Raw genomic sequence first — 23,620 nt, 5'->3', positions numbered from 1 at the left:
TAGCAGAGTAACTATGAAAGCACACCGAATTGAAACAAAGTTAACTAAAAACGGAACCTTGATTCTTGAGGATTTACCGTTTCAGGCTGGGGAAGCCGTTGAAATCATTGTTTTAGAACGTTTTCCCCAACCTTCAGAATCTAATCCTTATCCTTTACGGGGAACAGTTATTCACTATGATGATCCCTTTGAGCCTGCTGTACCTATAGAGGATTGGGAAGTACTGCAATGATAATCTTAGATACCCATATTTGGATTTGGTGGGTAGATAATAATCAACGCCTAAACCAGAAATATCGAGATTGGATTGAAGAATATCAATCTCAAGGATTAGGAGTCAGCATTATTTCTTGTTGGGAAGTCGCCAAACTGGTTGAGAATCGCAAACTTGCTTTTTCAATTTCAGTTGACGAGTGGATAACAGCAGCTTTAGCTTATCCAGGAGTGCAACTACTCGAACTGACAATTCCAATTATCGTTGAATCAACCCAACTCACAGGTTTTCACCGAGATCCATCTGACCAAGTTATTGTAGCCACTGCCAGAATTTACAACTCTCCTTTACTAACTGTTGACACCAAAATTCTGGCATATCCTGGGGTGCAAACTCTCAAATAAATATCAACAAAGTTTCTCATCCTATCATCAACACCCACAAGGCAACTTAAATGCCTAACAACATACCCCAAAACGCCTACACCAATAAACCGCAGCAGCACCCGAACTTGATAGTGGGTAGCCTGCAACTGTTGTTCTGGTTATTCTTCCGTCCCGCAGCGTTGCGTAATCACCTCAAACGCATTGACCCCAGTTTAGACACCGATACATCTGTGATTACCTTTAGCAGACAAGGGTCGCAGAATCACGCATTGTGGAAATTATTTCTCCAGGGATACTTGATTTTACCTATCCTGGCTAACTTACTGTTAGGTTTGGTGCTGTGGGCATTAGGTACACCAATTGAAACTATATTTAATTGCCTGGCGGTAGGCGTGGCGGTAGGCGTGGCGTTCGCCGTGGGTTTCGACAGGGCGTTCGGCGTGGCGTTCGGCGTGGCGTTTGGCGTGGCTTTCGGTGTGGCTTTCGGCGTGGCGTTCGGCGTGGCGGGAGGCGTGGCGGTAGATGTGGCTTTCACCGTGGCGTTCGGCGTGGCGTTCGGCGTGGCGGGAGGCGTGGCGCGAGGCGTGGCGGTAGGCGTGGCGGTAAGCGTGGTGTTGCTCATGGGGTTAAACGTGGCGGCAAGCATGGCGACAGGCGTGACGGGATACACGGTGTTCGGCGCGTTTATAATCGTGAAGAGAGGCATACCGGGAGGCGCGGCGTTAGGCATGGCGGTAAGCGTGGCGTGGTTCCTGGCGGTAGGCGTGGGTTTCACTATGAACTCATGGCGACCTGTGTTATCTTTTCCATTTCTGGCAATGTGGAATTATCTACTTTACAGATTAGACAAGATAGGTAATGGTGAAAGTCCTTGTGTATTTCGCTATCACTCCGCTTTCTGGGATGAGTGGCAGCGTTTACATCTGCTGGGGTTAGATAAGTATTTGCTTTTGGTCATTGAAAATAACCCAGTTGAAGGAAAAGCAGCGCTGGAATACTTGAGTACCAGTCATCAACGTTGGGCAGTTCAATTTGTACAGATTGAACTGAATGCACAGAGTTTAGAAGGCTGTGCGGATGTGGAAGCTATCAGTGAAGCTCATCGCAGTCTGGTAATTGGCGAACTAGAGAATGAAGTTAGCCCTTTGCTACGAATCTTTAGCCGCATCAGCGAAGATGTAAATGCTGCCCTGAATCAGGCAAGTGCTTATAATCAGCGTCTAGCTCTCAGAAGTGTTGCAGATAAATTAAATCTACAGTTGCAGAACTTCGCTCGTAGCCGCAACAAATATACAGTCCGTTTCTACCCAATTATCAAAAGTTGGCGTGAGATAGTAACTAACTATATAGATGAACTGGCTAAGATTACTGAACTCCGCCAAGAAATTGACTCGCCTTACATCATCGGCGTACCCCTGACACGAGAACAAGAAATTTTTACGGGGCGTGATGACATCGGCTTACGCATTGAGCAACTACTTTTAGACCACCGTCGTCCACCTCTGCTACTATACGGTCAGCGACGTATGGGTAAAACTTCTCTCCTCAACAACATTGGAAAGTTACTACCTAGCAACATCATCCCCATGTTTGTAGACTTGCAAGGCGCACCTTCATCAGCTAGTGACCATGCAGGTTTTCTCTACAACCTCGCTAGAGATATGGAGAAGTCAGCGAAAAAGCAAGGTTTAACTCTACCGTCCCTAGCCCGCGAAGTGCTAAAATCTGATCCTTTCACCTATTTCGATGAATGGCTAGATAAAGTAGAACAGGCTTTAGAACAAAATACCGCCTTACTAGCGCTAGATGAATTCGAGGTGCTAGACAACGCCATAGCCAAAGGTCGCTTTGATGAACAGGATGTTTTGGGTATGCTGCGTCACCTCATCCAACATCGTCCCCGCTTCAAGATTTTACTGGCTGGCTCTCATACTATCGAAGAATATCAGCGCTGGGCTAGTTATCTAATTAATGTCCAAGTAGTGCATATCTCGTACCTCAAAGAAGCGGAAGCACGACAATTAATTGAACGTCCCGTCAAAGATTTTACTCTCCGCTATGAACCTAACGCCGTTGAGCGAGTGCTACAACTCACCCGTTGTCACCCATTCTTAGTACAACTACTCTGTGCAGAAATTATTGTCCTTAAGAACGAGCAAGACCCCTCTATCCGGCGATTGGCAACTTTAGCGGATGTGGAAGCCGCGATACCAGAAGCTTTGCAAAGTGGTGGTTTTTTCTTCGCTGACATTCAAAACAATCAAGTAGATGCAAGTGGACAAGCTATTCTACGCTTTATCGCTGCTCAAGGGGAAAGGGCTATAGTTAGCCGCCAAACTTTATTGCAACAGTTCCCCAATGCTAATATTACTCTCAGCTTGCTGTTGCAACGTGAGTTAATTGAGGAAGTTGACGACGGCTATAGCTTCCAGGTGGAGTTGATTCGCTGCTGGTTTGTTTGAATCATGTTCAGTAAATTAACTTATGATATGTCATTGCGAGCGATCGCACAGCGTCTCGCCCGTCCGTAGCCAAAAGCTGTAACTCTACCCTAAAATCTGAACCCTTTACCTATTTCTATGAATGGCTAGATAAAGTAGAACAGGCTCTAGAACAAAATAGCGCCTTAGTAGCCCTAAATGAAAAACTTCAGTAGTCAGTATTTTTGACAAATGAAAAATTGTTTGAAACTTACCTTTGAGGATGCGTTTTCTAGCGTTAATATTGGCAAGTTAGTTGTTGTGATTGCTGGTAGTGGTAGAACCGCAGATATACTTGCAGATGCCTTGCGTGGACAGGCTACCGATGAGCGACTAAAAAGTTAGCTAAATCTGGTAAATTACTAGACATCGACTTAATCGACATCGAGAAGGGAGTTGAAAACTTAGGCGAAATAATTGAAGAAGAATTCAGAATTCAGAATTCAGGAGCGGAGCCGGAGACGCTCTGCGGCTTGGCGTCAGAATCAAGACCATGAAATCGGAGATTTAGTGGGGGACTTAAACCAGTTTATTCAGCGTTTGACTGAGCGATCGCGCTGGTTAGATCAAGTACTTTGGATGGAAGGTAAGGCGAATTTCTCGCGCGATCGCGATTATCTTTTGTTTAAATAAGAGTCTGAAAATGTCTTTAATTTTGAATTTTGAATTGTTAACTTTGTGTCAATTAGATACTTGATAATATATGAATAAATTCTATCAAAAGGTAGATGCACCGATGCTAAATCGAAAAAATGCTGATTAAATATTTGACAAACTCTTGGATTTGTTTATAGGGAAAGCTATTAATTCGCAACACCATTTCAACTATATAGAGCGCAACAAGCAATAAAGTTATTAATACCAGACAATATCTTATTAGTAAGATACTCTTTACAGGTGTAAAAATTGTATCTTTTCGATTCTGTTTTGACCTCTTTTCCTTACCAAGTAAAAAAACTATATAAAAGCGCTTTTTACTGAATGGGATAGAAAGCCTGATATCCACAGCATGACGCTTGCTAACCCGTTCCCCAAACACCTTTTGTAATTCTGTCAATTGGGCATCGGTAAAGGTAGCTACTACTTGAGGAGGAATGGAGGCGAAAAACTGTTGTAGAAAAGTGTGATTTTTGGACGAATATTTAGTTACACGGTTTGTAGGCATATTGTTTTTATTGTCGGTGTGAATAAGCTTCAAAACGTAGGACTGTGTTGATCATCCCAACACTTTTCATTACGCCAAGTTCTGTTAGTGTGTTCGCATTCAGATTTATCAAAAATCCAAGGAATAGATGTAGGGTAAGGCGAAGTGGAGATGGAAGCAAGTGAAGCAAGTGAAGTAAGTGAAGACCATAAAAAAGGGAGAATAGTGAAGCTACAACTCAATAGAACGGTTAAAAATCCTGTTAAGAATATAAGATTGCCTGTATTGAGAAGAGGATATTTGCCTTTTTCATTTTGCAAGCGCTGTTGCGAACGACGTTCTGAACCTGCTAATAAAACTAGATAAAATCGTAGGCTGGGAATAGGTACTGAAACTCTTATATCTAAAGAATGACGAGCCACAATTTGAGAACCGAAACCCCTTTGTATGGCTTTTAGTTGCTCATCAGTGAAAGAGTCTGCTATTTCGGGACTAATCTTAGAAAAAAGTCGTTCAAAAATAGGATCAATACGTTCTAGACCTTTCATAATTGTGATTGACTGTATGCGGATCTTCTAACAATAACGCAATTTTATAACTTCGTCTTTGATATTTATACTGAAATATTCTCAATTTATAACTTAATATAAATGATTGGTTTACGGTTTAATTACTTAATTTTATAGCTGAATTCACTTCAACTATTTTTAATTCTTCACCAGAGTTTAATCTAAAAAAAGTTTTGATAAATTTTAGGCGATCGCAATTAGTAAAATAGCAGTCTGCTTTGATTTTTGTTCGCGCAGCGTGGCGTAGCCATAATTATTTGCGTAGGTGGGGAGTGGGGAGTGGGGAGTGGGGAGTGGGGAAGAAGCCTTTTCGGGGTGTACTGATTTTTTTCAAAAATCAAATACGAGTCCTATATATGGCAATCCGCTTGGTTCAAATCTTAACCCAAACGGTATTGCTCAATAGACTTCCTGACAAAAATCCGAATAAAAGCAAAAGGTCTAATCTCAGTCAACACGTAAAGGTGCAAAGATGTGCTTCGCACCTTTATGTGAAATTACGATCCAATCTTGGGTACACTATCTTCAGGCCCGGTGGTGACAATCACCAGATTTTCCGGCTTAATTAAATCCTCAATTGCCTGTTGCGTTTGAGCCATAGTGACTGCTTGAATCCTCTGGGGAAAGTCTCGGATTTCTGAGCGCGAAAGTCCCAAGACAGCATTATCCAAAATGATGCTTGATACATCACTGGGATTAGCTAAATCCACGGGGTAGCTATTGGTAATTGAGCGTTTTGCCGCGTTGAATTCAGCCTCAGTTACTCCTTGTTCGCGCAACTGTTTGAGTAAAGCCAGAGTACTGGCGATCGCTTTTTGGGTATCTCCAGGAGCAGTCTGCATCTGAATCAAGAACGGACCGGGATTGATTCCGGCGGCGAAACCACTATAGATACCGTAGGTCAGACCTTGGCGATCGCGCACCTCCGTACCTAAGCGGCTCGATAAGGTATCACCACCAAAAATTTGATTCAGCACCAGTGCTGCATAAAAACGCGGGTCTTTCCGAGAGATGCCGTTGTAGCCGATGTAGGTAACAGCCTCGGATTTGCCAGGAATTACTTTGTTTAAACGTGTCAAAGTTTGCGGTAATGGCACCGATGCTATTTGGAGTACAGGTGGCTTACCTGTGGCTTGCCACTTGCCAAACACCTGATTCAGCAAAGCTTTTACCTTAACTGCCTCAAAGTCTCCAACTAAAGCGATCGTCGTGTTATCTGGTCGGTAGTGTGTCTGGTAAAAGCCAAGCAAATCATCACGAGTAATGCTCTTTAAGCTGTCGGCTGTGGGAAAGCTATGGAATGGATGATTTTCTGGGTAAATTGCTTGCTGAAATAGTTGTCGTCCCAGTCCTCTAGGGTCATCTAGCTGGACTTTCAAACTTGTCAACGCCCGTTGGCGACTTAGTTCTAACTGGTCGGCTGGGAAAGTGGCGTTTTTTAAGACATCTGCCAGAGTTTGAATTAATATCGGCAAGTTTGCGGAAAGCCCTTGACCACTAATGCTAACTCCTTCGCGGCTAGCACTGAAGTTTAAGTCGGCTCCCCGGTCTTCTAAGGTTTTTGCCAAGTCCAAAGCATTTTTAGTCTGCGTCCCATTCATTAAATTGTTCGCAGTCAGATTCGCTAATCCAGCTTTTTGATTGCCGTCAAATTCAGTACCGGCGTTAATTTGTCCACTCAGGTTAATGGTGGGGAGGTTGCGATCGCCCAAGAGCAGAACCCGCAAACCATTACTTAAGGTAAACTCTTCTGGTAGTGGTTGTTTGCCGGAATCTGTAGCTGATGTGGCAGGTGGGAGATATTTAGCCAATTCTGCTGGATCTACAGGTTTACCGGGGCTGAAATTTTCCACTGTGCGACCAGAACCAGCGTTAGAAGTTCCGGGTTTACCATCTGGTTGAGTTGGCTCAAAGAAGCCGATGGTTTGTTTAGCCGGATTCAGGTAAGTTTTTGCTACTTTCTGGACTTGAGCAGGGGTGACTTTAGCGATCGCAGCCAGATACCGTTCAATATAACGATAATCCCCCGCCACAGTTTGGTTATACCCCAGTTGGGTAGCTTGACTAGTAATGTCTTGATTACCCAAAATATACGAGGCTTGCAGTTGTGTCTTCGCTCGGTTCAATTCTTCTGTGGTAACAGGCTGCTGTTGCAATTTTGCTAAAGATTCCTGGAGTACCTGGGCAATTTTCCCCAACTCTTTACCCGGAGCCGCCGTAGCATCAATTTGATACCAACCTGGTTCGATGAGTTCGGCAGCACCGCCACTCACTGAACTAGCGAGTCCAGATTCCACCAAAGCCTGGTAAAGCCGAGAACTACGTCCACCTGTGAGGATGGCATCCATCACATCAATTGCCGGGACATCAGGATGGTTGATATCTGTTAACGGATACACCGCTTGCAGCAGTGCCGCACTTCCAGGTTGCTTCAAAACGATCGCCGCTTTTTTAGCAACAGAGGTAGGAGCAGTCACCTGGGCAGAATTTTTCGCCACAGCCGTCTTGGGTCGTTTTGGCAACTTCCCGTAAGTTTCTTTCACAACTTTGAGTACAGGTTCCGTGGCAAAATCCCCCGTAATTACCAGCGTGGCATTTTCTGGGCTGTAGTAGGTTTGGTAATAATTCCGCACCTGCTCCACCGTGAATTTCTCTACATCGGCTTTTGTACCTCCCACAGGTAAGCCATAGGCTCTGCTAGGGAAAGCATCTCGCATCACTGCCCGATTCAGACGATAGCCTGGTGAATTTTCGTACCCCTGTAACTCGGAAATCACCACCCGCTTTTCACTTGTGAGTTGCTCAGTCCCAACTAAGGAATTTTCCATGCGATCGGCTTCCAGTGTCAACAATGCTTCGAGTTTGTCTCGTTGCACTGTGCCAAAGTAAGCTGTTTCGTCATAACTAGTAAAGGCATTGAACTGGCTACCCAAGGCACTAAATAACCTGCCAAACTGCACTGGACGGTCAGTTGTCCCCTTGAACATCAAATGTTCTAGCTGGTGAGAAATGCCATTCTCTCCCTTAACCTCGTTACGTGAACCAACTTTATACCAAACTTGCACGCTGACCACTGGAGCAGTATGGACTTCTTTAGTTAGCACTGTTAAGCCGTTGTCCAATACCGTTTTTTGTACCCCTTGGGTGAATGAGAGAGCAGATACAGGTGCGTAGGCTGTCGGTGTTGCAGCATTGGTAAAATTGCCCAAAAAAGGCACAATACTTAGCAGAAGGCTGAGTAAAAACCCGATAAGCATATATGAGCGTAGCTTCATAAGCAAGGCGAAATTCAAAATCTCTAATTATAAAACAAAACCTTAGTACCATTTTGAAAAAGTCAAAAGACTTACATTCTCAGCTTTTCCAACATTTTCAATGGTAGCTTTATTTCTGCGGTTGAGTACTAGAGACTAATATTTTTTTACTCAGTATTTTTTCAAAACTGATGTGATTTTACGCACTATCACAAATTATTGCAAGTATATTAACAATGGTTGCAATGTGTTTCAGATCACAAGATTTTCGGAATATCTACTTCTACAATTAGTTTGATTTCTATTCTTATCCGATCAAAGCCAAGTATCTCTGCCAAACTAGCAATAACTTTTTGAGACATGCAAACAAGAAACTTAATTGGATCATGCACACTAGGTATATTGTTAACAACAATACCTGTATTATCAGCTAATGCCTCAGAAGCAGTACCGAACTTGTACCAGTTTCAAGGGAAGAATATCAGCATTAGTTACTCAACGACAAGCTTTATTGGCAAGCCCCTTTTTACCTATAAAGATAAGCAACAGACATTAAACTTTACAGGTAATGAGCAGATCCGTAGTGTAGAAACAGAAATTGGTACACTAGTAACTGTGACTATCCGTAGGACAGTAGATACTGGCAACACCTTGTTTACCTTGCTCTTACCCCGCGTAAAACTTAATAACAGCAACTCAGCCACAGTTGAAACTAAGGGAATCACAACAACAAACCTCTTTTCTGTAATCCCTAAATTCAACCAGGGGCAAAGACAAACTTATACAATAATCCCTTTGACTGGTACAGCCCAATCTGTCGCATTTTAACCACACAAGAAGGTTAACAATTCAAAATTCAAAATTCAAAATTGTTCGCGCAGCGCGTTGCCCGTAGCTCTGCCGTACCCCTACGGAGAAGCAAGCTACGCGTGGTAACAGAATATAGAGCAGTTACAATAAATAGTATCAATATTTTGTTGCAATTATTGACTAGAGTTTTGTGTAATGAAGCAACTGAAGAATTGTTGAAAATAGAGGGTTTTAAAGAAGCGTTTGCTAAAGCAAAGAAGAATGTTGAAGAAGGTAAGATAATTTCTGTTGACCAAGTCCAACGAAAATATTAAGTATATGTTTATGAATAATTTTAATATGTATTTTAAAACTAGGTAATTTAAGCGATGCCTACGGCGGTAAACTACGCTCTCTCCCCTCTTCTCTGCAATTACCGTTTAATTTGCTTAGGAAAGTTAGGAACTAACAAAGATTGCTCTAATTCACCTTGCTCATTATAAAATTTCATTTGACCTTCTTCATTACATAACCATACTTCCACAGCTTGAGCTTCTAAATATAAATTTCTTTTAAATTCCATTTCTTCCAAAGTGTTACCACTGGATTTGACTTCTACACAAATTTCTGGTGCAATAGATGCTGATACTTCATCTTCAATTTGAGAAAATCGTTCCTCTGAACACCAGACAACATCAGCAACTTTCACACCGTCTGATGTGTTGATAGCACATTCTGGCATTACTTCTCCTGTATTCAATAAAGATTCTAATAAACGTTGGATTCTTCCTTGATAAAAAGAATGTTTAATTTTGACTGGACTCATTACGATTTGACCCCATTTATTTAATTCAATTTTGAAGGGTAAATCTTGTAATTGTTTATGTTCACAAACTTCTTCCCATCTCATAGTTAATATTTGTTTAGAGTGATTGATTTAATTTTAACTTATCTATAGCAACCCGATTTGATTTTTGAAATCCACTGGATTTAGATCCCCGACTTCTTTAATAAGTCGGGGATCTAAGCAGCAACTTTTGCTTAAGTAAGTGCCATTCCACCCTAGAAATAAATCAACCCTAAACTTCAACATCCAAAGTACGCACCAAAAAAGCCCATTTTTCTGCGGCTTCTTCGATAATTTTAGCTGTGGGTTTACCGGCACCATGACCAGCTTTAGTCTCAATTCTAATTAACGTTGGCGCATCACCTGCGTGAGCCTCTTGCAAAGCTGCGGCAAATTTGAAACTATGAGCAGGGACAACGCGATCGTCATGATCGGCTGTGGTAATTAAGGTTGCTGGGTAAGCTGTATCTGGTTTGATGTTGTGTAGTGGCGAATAAGCATATAACGCTGGAAACTCTTCTGGATTATCTGCTGAACCATATTCGGAAGTCCAAGCCCAACCGATGGTAAATTTGTGGAACCGCAACATATCCATGACGCCGACTGCTGGTAAAGCTGCACCAAACAAATCGGGACGTTGAGTTATGCAAGCACCCACCAATAAACCGCCGTTACTACCACCTGCGATCGCTAGCTTATCTGTCTTAGTATACTTATTAGCAATCAACCACTCAGCAGCGCCAATAAAGTCATCAAAGACATTCTGCTTTTTATCCTTCATTCCTGCTTGATGCCATTCTTCGCCGTATTCTCCACCGCCGCGGATATTGGGCATAGCATAGACACCACCCATCTCCATCCATACCAACAGACTCACAGAAAAACTGGGTGTCATTGAGGCACTAAAACCGCCATAAGCATAGAGATAAGTGGGGTTATTCCCATCTAATTTAATGCCCTTTTTATGGGTAATAAACATGGGTATTTTAGTACCATCTTTGCTATGATAAAAGACTTGTGTAGTCTCGTAATCAGTAGGATTAAAATCTACTTCTGGTTGGCGAAAAACGGTACTTTCACCAGTTATCATATCGTAGCGATAGATAGTTCCTGGTGCTGTGAAACTGGTGTAAATATAAAAAGTTTCGGTATCATTACGCTTCCCTCCAAAGCCTCCGGCTGAACCGAGTCCCGGTAATTCTACCTCGCGGACAAACGCACCTTTGAGGTCAAAAATTTTTATTTGGCTGTGAGCATCTTTGAGGTAATCAGCAACAAATTGGTTATTGAGTATACCTACACTTTCCAACGTTTCCGCAGATTGGGGAATGATTTCTCGCCAATTTTCCTTAGCAGGATTTTTGGTGTCAATCGCAATCACTCTTCCGCGTGGTGCATTTAAATCTGTGCGGAAATAAAAGAGGCTATCATCATTGTTGATAAAGCTGTAATCTGCCTCAAACTGGTTAATTAGTTCTACGACTTCAGCATTAGGGTTAGTCAAATCTTTGGAGAAAACTAAATTCTTGGAATCAGTTCCCAGCCAAATTGAAATTATTAGATAGTGTCCATCTTCAGTAACGCCACCACTAAAACCCCATTCCTTTTGGTCAGGACGATGATAAATTAGTATATCTTCTGATTGGGGTTTACCTAGTTGATGATAGTAGAGCTTTTGATAATAGTTAACATCTTCTAATTGAGTTTTTTCATTCGGCTCATCGTAGCGACTGTAGAAGAAACCTTGATGATCGTGTGTCCACGATGCGCCAGAGAATTTAATCCACTTCAGGTGGTCTTGCAGGTCTTCACCAGTTTCAATATCGCGGACTTTCCACTCTTGCCAATCAGAACCAGAGGCGGATAGACCATAAGCTAAAAGTTTACCATTCTCGCTAATAGACAATCCTGAAAGAGCAACAGTGCCATCTTCTGAAAGTTTATTGGGGTCGAGTAAAACTTTGGGTTGGTCGTCGAGGGTTTTCAGAGTGTAGAGGACACTTTGATTTTGCAGCCCGTCGTTTTTAAAATAAAAGTAGCGATCGCTCGAACCATCTCCCAGAGATTCGCCTTCTTTAAAAGGGATACCATATTTTTCATAATCCCAAAGTTTGGTGAGGCGCTGTTTAATTTTTTCCCTGGTAGGAATTTCACTCAAGTAGCCAAAAGTAACTTGATTTTGTGCCTCAATCCAAGTCCTCGTTTCTTCAGAGTCAGGATCTTCTAACCAACGGTAAGGATCTGCGACTAAAGTACCGTGGTAGTTATCGACTTGATCGCTCTTGTGGCTGGATGGGTAGGTGAGGGGTTTTTCAGAAGAGGGCATAATCTCAGGTCAAAAGTGCTTTTTTACAGCTAACTATTAGAGCAGAAAGTAGGGGCACAGCAATGCTGTGCCCCTACGAAAGATGTGGTTCAAATAACGGAGAAATAATAGTTTGAGATGAGAGAGTTTTCGCGTAAGTCATCAGGATTTATGAGACTACTTGCCACCAACCGAAGGCTGGGCCGATAAAACGGATAGTTGCCCATCCTACAACCATCAGTCCAATGCCTATCCAGGCACCACGAGTTGTCCAAGTGACAAATTGTTCACCTTGAGTTTTTGTGATGGGAACCCAAGGCAAGATCCGAGTCTCTTGACCGTATGTTTCCCCTTGTGTGGTTTTACGACGCTTTGCTTCACCCATAATCAGCAACTCAAATTTTACTTAGGTTCTAAATTTATCTTGCCAGGAATCATGGCTACAGAGAGGCGATGAATTTCATCACCTTCATAAGCTGATAATAATCCTTACTGTTAAACGATCGCGCTTTGGTTGACAAAATTTAAATTGGGCATGGGGCATGGGGCATGGGGCATGGGGCATTGACAAATGACCTTAAGCAGAATTTTCTTCACCAGTGTTAGAAAACAGACTGGGATCGAGATAGTTAATGCGTGCCAGAGGACTTAAAGCTGCGAGAATTTGAGCGCCGTAGCTGCGGTTAACTACGCGACTATCAAGTAAAGCCACAATCCCTTGACTTTCTCTGACTGGAGCGATCGCTCGTTGTAATTCATTCAAAGCTGCTGGCAACAAATATAAACGAAACCAATCTTGATGCGATCGCTTATAACGAGCTACCCTACCAGCTACGAGGGGATTTTCCAAAGATGGTAGCGGTAAAGTCGCAATAATTAACAGTTGGGGTGCTGGTAAGACTCGTTGATGTTCTCGCCAAAATTCCCAACCGCTAATCAAAATACCATTTTCATCTAAACAAGTTTTTTCTACTTGCACCCGCGAACCAAACTCTGAGGCCAGAATTGCCGCAACTTGAGACTTCAGTGGTACATCCCCCACCAAGACAACCGTTAATCCCGGTGCTGTAGCACTTAAACAAACCAGTGTGCGGACTTTATGAATAAATGCCGCTTGAAATTCTGGCGTGTTAGGTAGGGGCAACTTATAGGGTACATACAGTTGAATTGCTTCCGCTTGACTCTCCGAAGAGAACTTCAGGCAAGTTAAATCGTCTAAACCCAGGCGCTGTTGGAAAAGAGGAGCCTCAGTTTCCGGTTCTATAGCGCTACCAATTAAAACTACTGGTTGTCGCTGCCAAATGGGGGAGAGTATTTCGCCTAATTCCATTGGGGCGTAGTGCAGAGAAAATAAACCTTGTCGATGGGCAATAGTCGCCCAGAAGAGAGGGGGGGAAAGATTTTCATCAAGGGTTTGAAATTGTTGCCAGAATTGTTTCCAAGGTTCTGGCAGTGCTTGTACTGACTCGAAAGCAGAATAGAGACGGCTTAAAATTTCTATTTCTGGCTGGGAAATTAGATAGCATTCATAGGGATTGGCAGGATGCTGAAAAAGTTCGTGTGTCAGTTGTATCCGTGCTTCCTGAATTGCCTCAGCTTCGTTTGGACAAGCTAGGATGAGTTGATCCCAATCATGGGGTTGAATATCTTGGGTAAGTTGAGTACGCACCCAATCTTCTAAATCATCGACCCCATCAATAATTGTAGGGATGCCTTGGGGAAAGCGATCGCCACCAGCCAATTGTCCTTTTAACCAAGCTTCTGGGGAGGTCAACAGTAGCCCTTGGAATTCACCACCAGGCCAAGCGTCACCCGTCCTAATCGGTTTGTTGGCTGGTAGCCACTGCTGTAAACGAGGAATTTCTACCCGCAGCAGAAGTTGCTGCACAGCTTCTTGAGCAACAATAATTACAGGGCCATGCCACATCAGGGCTGATGCTACGAAACTGGTACGATACCGCCCTTGATAGCCACAAACCGCCCCGACTTGAATTAGGGCGCTACGTCCCAGGCGCAAGGCGCGTGCTACCAACCGTGCCATCGTCAAATGATGGGGCCAGGAAGGGAACCCCGCTTGCGATCGCAAAAAGTTATGTAGTGACAAATGAACTTCTGCCTCAATCACACGCTTTTAATCCCATACAAAGTTACTTTTACTTCCAATTGCCCCATTTCTATTATGTTGTTATTTGTCATTTGTCCAAAACTAATGACCAATGACTAATGACCAATCACCAATTACCCTAAATTATGCCAACTTACACAGGAATTTCCAGCGAAGCCTTTAGGCATCCACTAGATCGTCAAGCCGAGCAAGCTTTACGGAATTTACCAGGATTTGATTTAATCGCTCGTAAATTTGTGGAATTTATCTACGAACGCCCTCAATTAGTCTATCTAATGGGTAGCACCATCCAAGTTGGGCCGCGTCAATATTCCACTATTTACCAGATATTTCGGGAATGCGTCCGAGATTTGGACATTTACCCAGAACCGACACTCTTTGTCTCGCAAAATCCCCAAGCAAATAGCTATGCACTGGGACAAGAGAATCCTTACATAGTCATAAATACAGGGATACTAGACTTACTAGACGAAGCCGAGATTCGGGCGGTGTTAGCCCATGAACTGGGGCATATTAAATGTGGTCATACTATTTTAATTCAAATGGCGATGTGGGCGATGAGTGCTGCTTCTGCCTTGGGAGAATTGACCTTCGGCATTGGCAATTTTGTCTCTCAGGGCTTGATTTACGCCTTTTTTGAGTGGCGGCGGAAAGCTGAGTTATCGTCAGATCGCGCTGCACTACTAGTAATGGATGACTTGAATCCCGTGATGTCTTTGATGATGAAAGTCTCTGGCGGTAGTAACAAATATGCCAATGAATGTAGTTTACAAGAATTTATCAAACAGTCAGAAAATTATCAGGCATTGGATGAAGATGGACTCAATCAGGTGTATAAATTCTTGATGTACAGTGGCGCTCAGGGTATGATGTTGAGCCATCCCTTCCCTGTAGAACGCTTGCATTACTTACGGCAATGGGCAGTATCCGAAGAATATCAGCAAATTCGCCGCGGAAATTATCAGCGATCGCCTGCTTCAGGAGCAGTAAATGTTGCAGCAGAATCTTCCGTAAATGAAACAGAAACTTTACGCCGTCAAATTGAAGAATTACAACGAGAAATTGACAGAATGAGAAGACCTGATCCTAATTCGTAATTCGTAATTAAGGAAGAATTACTAAATATACCAGATGAGAAACAAGATTCTTGCTCCCTCTCCTTACTAAGGAGAGGGTTGGGGTGAGGTTTTACAAGGCTTTTTACGAAAGTGAGATGCTCCTGAATTACCGTAGATGGGCACTGTTATAAGTAACTAAATCGATGTTTTCGCCATCAGTAAACAGTGCCCACTTGACTTAAAATTAGTGCAATATGTCAGTTCTTATACCGCGTTAAAGTATTCTTGGGAGTAGATAAATTCAAGATTCCAAAATTAAGACTTGAAAATTGCTTAACTATAATCTGAGCATTAAATTTAGATGTAGGCATTGATCAATATGGGAATTCACTTGACAAAACGCCTTTTTGTGTTAGTTAATATTCTTGCCCTTATTCTCTTCATTCCGGGAATTGCCTTAGCTGCACCAGTTCAACTCCCTACTACTTCTGGTGTCATTTTCGCCCAAACTACCAAAACTGCAAGCGAATCCACCTCGTCGGAGATTAATCTGACTCCTCTACAAAGGCAACAACTCCAAGCTGTGCGTCAGAGAAGAAACAGAGAGATTGAGGTAGTCTTAAACACATCGCAACGTGCCCAACTTACTCACAATCTCCGCACTGGTAAGAACATGAATCAAGCCCTAGAAAGACTGAATCTGCAACCAAATCAGCAAGAATTGGTAAAGGCGATCGTGCAATTTACGAACTTGAAAATGAAAGCTGTTTCATCTAGGCATTCCCTAAAATTAGAGCAGAAATAAAGGTTTGACTTATAGAGTAAAATACTCAGCCTTTGTTATCTAAGATATCAATAATATTTTCTGCGATCGCCTTTTCGATTAAATGCGATCGCGCGATCGCACTTTTTCTTATAGGTATCTCAATACCGTTCGGATAAGGTTTTTTAATGACACGTCCGAGATCGCAAAGACGCGATAAATCGCCGTCTTTACAATAATCAGTCCTTTGTAGAGACGGCGATTTATCGCGTCTCTTGCCTTAACCGAACCGTATTGATAGGTATCTCAGAGTTAAATCAGTACAAATGTGAATTTGATACCCCACCAACTAGCTGATTTCTAGCGTAATTACTATTGACAAAACTAATTTTGTCTTAAATTGTCATAAATGGTGTACCAATAAAATTTTCTAAATAACACAATATAACTAATGTATAAGTTCTGTGATTTATCTAGGGAATTTAGCTGAATCAGTGCTAATCATCCAGTATAGTTTTGCATGGGTTTATAGCAGCTACAAGGCTGCTACTTTCAACCTTGTTCGACATACCGTAATTCAGCACATCACAGACTCAAAAAATGAAATATCGGGGTTTTCACATTTCTCCAGCGAAAAATTTTCGCCTTCTTTCTAGCAGTCATCTTAGATATACTTTGCGCGTAGGAGCCGGACTAACGGCAATGCTTGTTGTTTCTAGTGGGTCAATACTACTACCGGGTGAGGTTAATGCTGGTGCAACTCACCCAGAAGGTATCATCCCAACTCTCACAGCACAAACTCCCGCAACAGCCGCAGTGATTTACGTTAATCCCGCAACTGGTGCAGATAGAACTGGTGTTGGTACAACGTCATCTGCGCCCTACAAAAGCATCAGTTTCGCTCTCAGTCAAGCCCAATCAGGTGCAGTTATTCAATTAGCACCTGGGAACTACAACCAGCAAAGTGGCGAAACCTTCCCCCTCTTGCTTAAACCAGGGGTGACACTGCGGGGTGATGAAGCTACTAAAGGTCAGGCAATATTGATTACAGGTGGAGGTTTCTACACTAGTCGCTCCTTTGCCAGACAGGATATTACCATCCTTGCCGAGCAAGATACCACGATCGCTGGTGTCAGCGTTACCAACCCAAATGGGCGGGGTACGGGTGTCTGGGTGGAGTCAACTAATCCCATTATCAAAAACAGTACTTTTAGTAACAGTGTCAGAGAGGGCGTTTTTGTCACGGGTACAGGCAATCCCAAAATTGAAAGTAACCAGTTTGTGCAAAACAAAGGTAATGGGATTTCAATTACTAAAGCTGCTCAAGGAGAAATTCGGAATAACTTATTTCAGGATACTGGTTTTGGTCTAGCGATCGGTGGCACTTCCACACCCCTAATTGTGGAAAACCAAATTATTGAAAACCAAGACGGTCTTTTTATCTCAGAGTCAGCCAAGCCCGTATTGCGTCAGAATGTCATTCAGAACAATAAACGGGATGGAGTAGTAGCAACTGTTAATGCTTTACCCGACCTCGGCACCAACGAAAATCCTGGTGGCAATCTGATCCGCAATAACACTCGTTATGATGTGAACAACGCCACTAAAATCGGTAAAATTCTCGCTGTTGGCAACGATATCGATCAGAAAAAGATTTTTGGCTCAGTAGATTTTGTTGCCGCAGCTGTTAACACGCCCTCTGGAGGATTTAAAGATGTGCCAGCAAATTACTGGGCAAAAGCCTACATCCAAGCTTTAGCCTCGCAAAATATTATTGCTGGCTTTCCTGATGGCAGCTTTAAACCAAATGAACCTGTAACCCGCGCTCAATTCGCCGCTATTGTCACTAAAGCCCTAACACCATCAGCCAAACGCCCAGTCATTAAGTTTAAGGATGTAGCAAGCAATTTCTGGGCTAACGCTGCAATTCAATCTGCTTACCAGGGTCAATTTGTTTCTGGTTATCCCGATGGCACTTTTAAGCCACAGCAGCAAATTCCCAGAGTGCAGGCGTTAGTCTCTTTAGCTAATGGTTTGGGCTTAACTACGAGTAATCAGAATGTCCTTAACTTTTACACCGATGCTGCCCAGATTCCTAATTATGCGATCGCACCTGTTGCTGCGGCAACTATACGGCAATTAGTGATCAACTATCCCACAGTGAAGCAACTCAATCCTAATCGTCAGGCGACTAGAGCCGAAGTTGCTGCCTTTGTTTACCAGGCACTCGTCAATGCTGGACGCGCTCAACCAATTCCTTCATCCTATTTGGTAACAGTTCAGTAAATGTCTAGTTAGCAAATTGAAAGCGCCAGACTGATAATTAGTTAGTCTGGCGCTTCCAATATTGTGAGTTTTATTAATTTTAGGGTTTTTTAACCGATTCAGGGCGTTGTTGCTGACGCTGTTCCCAGCGCCAGAGGAAGACCATTAAGGCAACGATCGCTACTTGGAGAGCTAAACTAGGCAAAGCACTGTCAACATCGCGTCCGGCAAGCACTTGGAAGAAAAAAACGAATGCGCCGAGGAAGCCAGAAGCACCGAAAGCGATATAGAAAAATTGTCGTAAACCGCGATAAGGAGCAACTATTTCTGCTTTGAGACTGGCATATTGTTCAGGATTAAGACGATTTTTAGGATTTTGATCCACCATGATTAACTCATGTTATACTTACAGATTGTGTACGCCGATGTGGCTCAGTTGGTAGAGCAGCTGATTCGTAATCAGCAGGCCGTGGGTTCGAGTCCCATCATCGGCTTTGATGAAAGTATTGCTCAATAGTCAAGTTTGACACAAATCATGTACAGTGACTAATTATTTGTCGTCGGTGACAGATTAATGTCGTTGTGACAAATTGTTGTGATCAAATCTAGATTATTACTGATGATAGTGATTATGTGACAGTGCCAGGAATTCAGGTATTTACTACTAATTCGGTAGCGTAGGCGAAGCCCGTCGCAGACATCGCCGCAGCTAAAAATCAAAGCAAACTTGAGCTTCCAGGCAACTTTCCTGATGTAGCAAAGACACCCAGATTTTTATATGGCGATCGCATCCTCAATATAACAAAATGTTGGCGACAAAAAGATCCCCGACTTTTCTAAAAAGTCGGGGATCTGATTTCTTGTTTAAGTAGGTGTGGATTATTGCAGCAAAGGAGTTGTGCCATTACCGTTAGTTAACGCATTCGCAATTGCAGCTTGAGTAGGTTGAGTCGTAAGAACCGCTACAACTGGAGTAACTTTTGAACTAGATTGTTTAGTTCGTTTTCGATTGGAGCCGCCAGCCTTGGAATACTCTATACTGTTTCTGCCGTAGACAGTTGCAACTCCACTTAGCATTCGTTCAGATATTTCAGAGAGAGCTTTATCCATCTGGGTTACTGTTTTACGCGATTCTTCCAGATTGGAAACCAGCGTATTATTAGCTTCTAGCATCGCACGGGTAGTGTTGATTAAGTGACTGTAAGCTTCAATGGTTAACCCATGTCCTAAATCCAGATTTTCATCAATAGATTTAAGCAAGGCGAGACGAAGTTGGGCTTTGTCAATAGCAGCAGATCCACGAGTTTTTAAAGACATAACACATCCTTTTTTAATAATTCCTTTTTCAACATAGTGGAGTATCCTTTTACCTGAGATGGGTAGTTTTGTGGATTTATTTCATTAAAAGTTCAACGAAATAATTACGAGGTTGCCTGTGTTTTTACTCATTTTTCATATCGATTTGTTGTTTGAGAATAAGTACAATCAGCAACAGTAATGACAAAATCAATAAATGTGAACGCCGAAATAGCAATTGCATACCCCAAAATAACAAATGCGTACCCCGAAATAACAAATGCGTACCCCGAAATAAGAAATGCATACCCCGAAATAACAAATGCATACCCCGAAATAACAATTGCGTACCCCGAAATAGCAATTGCGTACCCCGAAATAGCAATTGCGTACCCCGAAATAGCAATTGCGAACCCCGAAATAACAAACGCGAACCCCAAATCTATAAATGCATACGCGGAAATTACAAACGCGTAGGCGTAGCCCAACCCAGGCATCGCCAAAATAACAAATGCGTTATCCACGAGGTTCTTTCATTGGCAGACACACATCACCTGTGATAAAACTCTATACTTGCTCGAAATCTGGGGTACTGGTGTTAAATTTTTCACACACTATAATAGTGTGATTTCTCACACCCTTACCCATGAACGAACAGCGTCAGCAAGCCTATCTCAACCTTATTCGCAGCCTGTTAGATTCCCCCAGTGGTGAAGAATCAGAGATTTTAGCAGCAAACCAACAGTTACTTGATGCTGGCTTTGTGCAGAAGGTAGAAGAAGTAGCACAGATGTGTTCCCAACACGGAGATGAGAATACAGCGAATTGGTTGCAAACTTTGGCAATGCAACTAAGGGAAGTATTAAATCTAGATACTAAAGTAGATTTACAGTCTCTCAGTCAGGAAGAGATACAGATATATTACCAATTCTTGATGCAGGTACTACATGCAACCGCAGACAGTAGTGGTAATTCCCAGGTAGTTTACCCCTTGCTGGCAAAGAATACAGACAAACTTGATGGAGTGTTAGCAGAAATATTGCGCCGTTGGGGGACAAATACACTTGGGAAAGCTAAAGCAGATGAGGCGGAATATTTAGCAGAATTTATTTTCTCTTTTAGCAGTTTAATAGCGCAATTCCCCTTGGGTAGCAAAGCCAGCAATATGGAAATTGCCATTACTGGCTATGAAGTCGCTTTAACTGTCTACACCAGAGAAGCTTTGCCTCAAGAATGGGCAGGAACGCAAAATAATCTGGCAATTGCCTACAGGGAGAGAATTAAAGGAGACAAGGCAGATAACATCGAAAATGCGATCGCGGCTTTAACTGCTGCTTTAACTGTGTACACCAGAGAAGCTTTGCCTCAAAAATGGGCAGGAACGCAAAATAATCTGGCAATTGCCTACAGCCATAGAATTAAAGGAGACAGGGGAGCTAACATTGAAATTGCAATCGCGGCTTTAACTGCTGCTTTAACTGTCTACACCAGAGAAGCTTTGCCTCAAGAATGGGCAATGACGCAATATAATCTCGGACTTGCCTATAGCGATAGAATTAAAGGAGACAAGGCAGATAACATCGAAAATGCGATCGCGGCTTATACTGCTGCTTTAACTGTGTACACCAGAGAAGCTTTGCCTATTGATTGGGCAATGACGCAAGATAATCTGGCAATTGCCTACAGCAATAGAATTAAAGGAGACAGGGCATATAACATCGAAATTGCGATCGCGGCTTATACTGCTGCTTTAACTGTCAGAACCAGAGAAGCTTTGCCTGTTGATTGGGCAATGACGCAATATAATCTCGGACTTGCCTACAGCGATAGAATTAAAGGAGACAAGGCAGATAACATCGAAATTGCGATCGCTGCTTATACAGCTACTTTAACTGTCAGAACCAGAGAAGCTTTGCCTCAATCTTGGGCAATGACGCAACATAATCTTGCAAATGCCTACAGCGATAGAATTAAAGGAGACAAGGCAGATAACATCGAAAATGCGATCACGGCTAATACTGCTGCTTTAACTGTCTACACCAGAGAAGCTTTGCCTCAAGAATGGGTAATAACGCAAAATAATCTGGCAATTGCCTACAGCAATAGAATTAAAGGAGACAGGGCAGATAACATCGAAATTGCGATCGCTGCTTATACTACTGTTTTAACTGTCATAACCAGAGAAGCTTTGCCTCAACAATGGGCAATGACGCAAAATAATCTCGGACTTGCCTACAGGGAGAGAATTAAAGGAGACAAGGCAGATAACATCGAAATTGCGATCACGGCTTTTACTGCTGCTTTAACTGTCTACACCAGAGAAGCTTTGCCTCAATCTTGGGCAACGACGCAAAATAATCTGGCAATTGCCTACAGCGATAGAATTAAAGGAGATAGGGCAGATAACATCGAAATTGCAATCGCGGCTTATACTGCTGCTTTAACTGTCAGAACCAGAGAAGCTTTGCCTATTGATTGGGCAGCAACGCAACATAATCTGGCAAATGCCTACAGCCATAGAATTAAAGGAGACAGGGCAGATAACATCGAAATTGCAATAGCTGCTAATACTGCTGCTTTAACTGTCAGAACCAGAGAAGCTTTGCCTATTGATTGGGCAGGAACGCAAAATAATCTGGCAATTGCCTACAGGGAGAGAATTAAAGGAGACAAGGCAGATAACATTGAAATTGCGATCGCTGCTAATACTGCTACTTTAACTGTCAGAACCAGAGAAGCTTTACCTCAAGAATGGGCAGTAACGCAAAATAATCTGGCAATTGCCTACAGCAGTAGAATTAAAGGAGACAGGGCAGATAACATCGAAATTGCGATCACGGCTTTTACTGCTGCTTTAACTGTCAGAACCAGAGAAGCTTTGCCTATTGATTGGGCAATGACGCAAAATAATCTCGCAAATGCCTACATTGAGAGAATTAAAGGAGACAAGGCAGATAACATCGAAAATGCGATCACGGCTAATACTGCTGCTTTAACTGTCTACACCAGAGAAGCTTTACCTCAAGAATGGGCAGTAACGCAACATAATCTGGCAAATGCCTACATCAATAGAATTAAAGGAGACAAGGCAGATAACATCGAAATTGCGATCGCTGCTTCTACTGCTGCTTTAACTGTCTACACTAGAGAAGCTTTGCCTATTGATTGGGCAGCAATGCAAATTAATCTCGCTGCTGCCTACAGCGATAGAATTAAAGGAGACAGGGCAGATAACATTGAACAGGCGATCGCTGCTTCTACTGCTGCTTTAACTTTCCACACTAGAGAAGCTTTGCCTATTGATTGGGCAATGACACAAAATAATCTCGCTGCTGCCTACATTAGTAGAATTAAAGGAGACAAGGCAGATAACATCGAACAGGCGATCGCTGCTTATACTGCTGCTTTAACTGTCAGAACCAGAGAAGCTTTGCCTATTGATTGGGCAGCAACACAAAATAATCTCGCTGCTGCCTACACCAAGAGAATTAAAGGAGACAAGGCAGATAACATCGAACAGGCGATCGCTGCTTCTACTGCTGCTTTAACTTTCCACACTAGAGAAGCTTTGCCTCAATCTTGGGCAGAAACTTTGTGGATGCGGGGAATTGCTCATCAAGATACAAACAAGTTTGACTTAGCATACAATGATTTTAAATCTGCTATTGCTGGTATAGAATCTTTACGGGAAGAAATAGTATCTGGTGAAGAAAGCAAGCGCAAACAAGCGGAACACTTTAACCAAGTTTATAGCCGCATGGTAGAAGTTTGCTGGCAATTAAATAAGATTACCGAAGCAATTGAATATGTTGAACGTAGTAAAACCCGCAATTTAGTCGAACAAATCCTCGAACGCGACTCTAAAACCATCTTCCCCCCAGAAGTATTCACTCAATTAGAAACATACAGGGATAAAATAGCCGTAGGACAATATCAAATCCAAAATGGCAAAGCTGAAAATTCCCAAGTCCTAGCAAAACGTCTCCAAGAATTGCGACAGCAGCGTAATGAATTACAAAACCAATACTTACCTGTTGGTTATGGTTTCAAATTTGACTCATTTCGAAATTTCAGCAATTATACCTCTAATAGTTTCGCAGAAAGCTTTTAACAAATCGAGATAGT

20 protein-coding genes and 1 tRNA gene are annotated in these 23,620 nt (G+C 42.5%); 12 read left to right on the top strand and 9 right to left on the bottom strand.

All coding sequences use genetic code 11. From position 1 onward, the window contains the following. The first annotated feature begins 13 nt into the window (after positions 1-13). From V7L05_RS32540 to V7L05_RS32520, 5 genes are all read left to right on the top strand, one after another. Positions 14-232, top strand: coding sequence for a hypothetical protein (locus V7L05_RS32540; RefSeq protein ID WP_094352538.1), 219 nt, complete (start codon positions 14-16; stop codon positions 230-232). Further along, positions 229-618, top strand: a complete 390-nt coding sequence (locus V7L05_RS32535; protein ID WP_335170409.1) for a type II toxin-antitoxin system VapC family toxin — start codon at positions 229-231, stop codon at positions 616-618. Before V7L05_RS32540 ends, V7L05_RS32535 begins: the two co-directional genes overlap by 4 nt. A gap of 50 nt (positions 619-668) precedes the next feature. Then, positions 669-3,062, top strand: coding sequence for an AAA family ATPase (locus V7L05_RS32530; protein ID WP_335170408.1), 2,394 nt, complete (start codon positions 669-671; stop codon positions 3,060-3,062). A 222-nt stretch (positions 3,063-3,284) separates the two neighbouring features. Beyond that, positions 3,285-3,425 (top strand): hypothetical protein, encoded by a 141-nt coding sequence (locus V7L05_RS32525; RefSeq protein WP_335170407.1) that lies wholly within the window; start codon positions 3,285-3,287, stop codon positions 3,423-3,425. 72 nt (positions 3,426-3,497) lie between these two features. Further along, the gene (locus V7L05_RS32520) at positions 3,498-3,713 is read left to right on the top strand and encodes a hypothetical protein (protein ID WP_335170406.1); all 216 of its coding nucleotides are present in this window, start codon (positions 3,498-3,500) and stop codon (positions 3,711-3,713) included. Between the two features lie 561 nt (positions 3,714-4,274). Here the strand turns inward: V7L05_RS32520 and V7L05_RS32515 are convergent. Both V7L05_RS32515 and V7L05_RS32510 read right to left on the bottom strand, forming a co-directional pair. Continuing rightward, positions 4,275-4,772: a hypothetical protein gene (locus V7L05_RS32515; RefSeq protein WP_335170405.1), complete on the bottom strand. Its 498-nt coding sequence runs from the start codon at positions 4,770-4,772 to the stop codon at positions 4,275-4,277. Between the two features lie 518 nt (positions 4,773-5,290). Then, positions 5,291-8,050: a M16 family metallopeptidase gene (locus tag V7L05_RS32510; protein WP_335170404.1), complete on the bottom strand. Its 2,760-nt coding sequence runs from the start codon at positions 8,048-8,050 to the stop codon at positions 5,291-5,293. 399 nt (positions 8,051-8,449) lie between these two features. Between V7L05_RS32510 and V7L05_RS32505 the strand changes: the two genes are divergently transcribed. After that, positions 8,450-8,875, top strand: a complete 426-nt coding sequence (locus tag V7L05_RS32505; protein ID WP_335170403.1) for a hypothetical protein — start codon at positions 8,450-8,452, stop codon at positions 8,873-8,875. Positions 8,876-8,976: 101 nt separating this feature from the next. Beyond that, positions 8,977-9,171, top strand: a complete 195-nt coding sequence (locus V7L05_RS32500) for a hypothetical protein (protein ID WP_335170402.1) — start codon at positions 8,977-8,979, stop codon at positions 9,169-9,171. Between the two features lie 98 nt (positions 9,172-9,269). Here V7L05_RS32500 and V7L05_RS32495 read toward each other — a convergent pair whose 3' ends face one another. From V7L05_RS32495 to V7L05_RS32480, 4 genes are all read right to left on the bottom strand, one after another. Next, positions 9,270-9,746 carry a Uma2 family endonuclease gene (locus V7L05_RS32495; RefSeq protein ID WP_335170401.1) on the bottom strand — a complete coding sequence of 159 codons (477 nt, stop codon included), beginning with the start codon at positions 9,744-9,746 and terminating at the stop codon, positions 9,270-9,272. Positions 9,747-9,915: 169 nt separating this feature from the next. Beyond that, positions 9,916-12,009: a prolyl oligopeptidase family serine peptidase gene (locus V7L05_RS32490; RefSeq protein ID WP_335170400.1), complete on the bottom strand. Its 2,094-nt coding sequence runs from the start codon at positions 12,007-12,009 to the stop codon at positions 9,916-9,918. 148 nt (positions 12,010-12,157) lie between these two features. After that, entirely contained in the window at positions 12,158-12,373 is a 216-nt protein-coding gene (locus V7L05_RS32485; protein WP_335170399.1) for a DUF2839 domain-containing protein, read from the bottom strand. Between the two features lie 192 nt (positions 12,374-12,565). Next, complete coding sequence (locus V7L05_RS32480) at positions 12,566-14,113, bottom strand: ATP-dependent DNA helicase (RefSeq protein WP_335170398.1); 1,548 nt, start codon at positions 14,111-14,113, stop codon at positions 12,566-12,568. A gap of 125 nt (positions 14,114-14,238) precedes the next feature. Here V7L05_RS32480 and V7L05_RS32475 point away from each other — a divergent pair, with 125 nt between their 5' ends. The 3 genes from V7L05_RS32475 to V7L05_RS32465 all read left to right on the top strand — a co-directional run bounded on the left by V7L05_RS32475 (position 14,239) and on the right by V7L05_RS32465 (position 18,220). Next, entirely contained in the window at positions 14,239-15,210 is a 972-nt protein-coding gene (locus tag V7L05_RS32475; protein ID WP_334943743.1) for a M48 family metallopeptidase, read from the top strand. Positions 15,211-15,562: 352 nt separating this feature from the next. Then, positions 15,563-15,976, top strand: coding sequence for a hypothetical protein (locus V7L05_RS32470; RefSeq protein ID WP_442936995.1), 414 nt, complete (start codon positions 15,563-15,565; stop codon positions 15,974-15,976). 558 nt (positions 15,977-16,534) lie between these two features. After that, on the top strand, positions 16,535-18,220 hold the full coding sequence (locus tag V7L05_RS32465) for a DUF1565 domain-containing protein (RefSeq protein ID WP_335170396.1): 1,686 nt from the start codon (positions 16,535-16,537) through the stop codon (positions 18,218-18,220). A gap of 79 nt (positions 18,221-18,299) precedes the next feature. On the opposite strand, the gene V7L05_RS32460 is transcribed toward V7L05_RS32465, so the two are convergent. Continuing rightward, positions 18,300-18,587 (bottom strand): DUF3493 domain-containing protein, encoded by a 288-nt coding sequence (locus V7L05_RS32460; RefSeq protein WP_335170395.1) that lies wholly within the window; start codon positions 18,585-18,587, stop codon positions 18,300-18,302. Between the two features lie 33 nt (positions 18,588-18,620). Between V7L05_RS32460 and V7L05_RS32455 the strand changes: the two genes are divergently transcribed. Then, positions 18,621-18,693 (top strand) — tRNA-Thr (locus tag V7L05_RS32455). Positions 18,694-19,078: 385 nt separating this feature from the next. Here V7L05_RS32455 and V7L05_RS32450 read toward each other — a convergent pair. Both V7L05_RS32450 and V7L05_RS32445 read right to left on the bottom strand, forming a co-directional pair. Further along, the gene (locus V7L05_RS32450; protein ID WP_335170394.1) at positions 19,079-19,516 is read right to left on the bottom strand and encodes a hypothetical protein; all 438 of its coding nucleotides are present in this window, start codon (positions 19,514-19,516) and stop codon (positions 19,079-19,081) included. Between the two features lie 128 nt (positions 19,517-19,644). After that, on the bottom strand, positions 19,645-20,019 hold the full coding sequence (locus V7L05_RS32445; protein WP_335170393.1) for a hypothetical protein: 375 nt from the start codon (positions 20,017-20,019) through the stop codon (positions 19,645-19,647). A gap of 122 nt (positions 20,020-20,141) precedes the next feature. Between V7L05_RS32445 and V7L05_RS32440 the strand changes: the two genes are divergently transcribed. Continuing rightward, on the top strand, positions 20,142-23,606 hold the full coding sequence (locus V7L05_RS32440) for a hypothetical protein (RefSeq protein ID WP_335170392.1): 3,465 nt from the start codon (positions 20,142-20,144) through the stop codon (positions 23,604-23,606). Positions 23,607-23,620: the final 14 nt, after the last annotated feature.

The organism is Nostoc sp., from assembly GCF_036917755.1.
GTDB lineage: Bacteria > Cyanobacteriota > Cyanobacteriia > Cyanobacteriales > Nostocaceae > Nostoc.
Note: the sequence above shows the minus strand (reverse complement) of the source record. Positions and strands in the feature narration are given on the sequence as shown.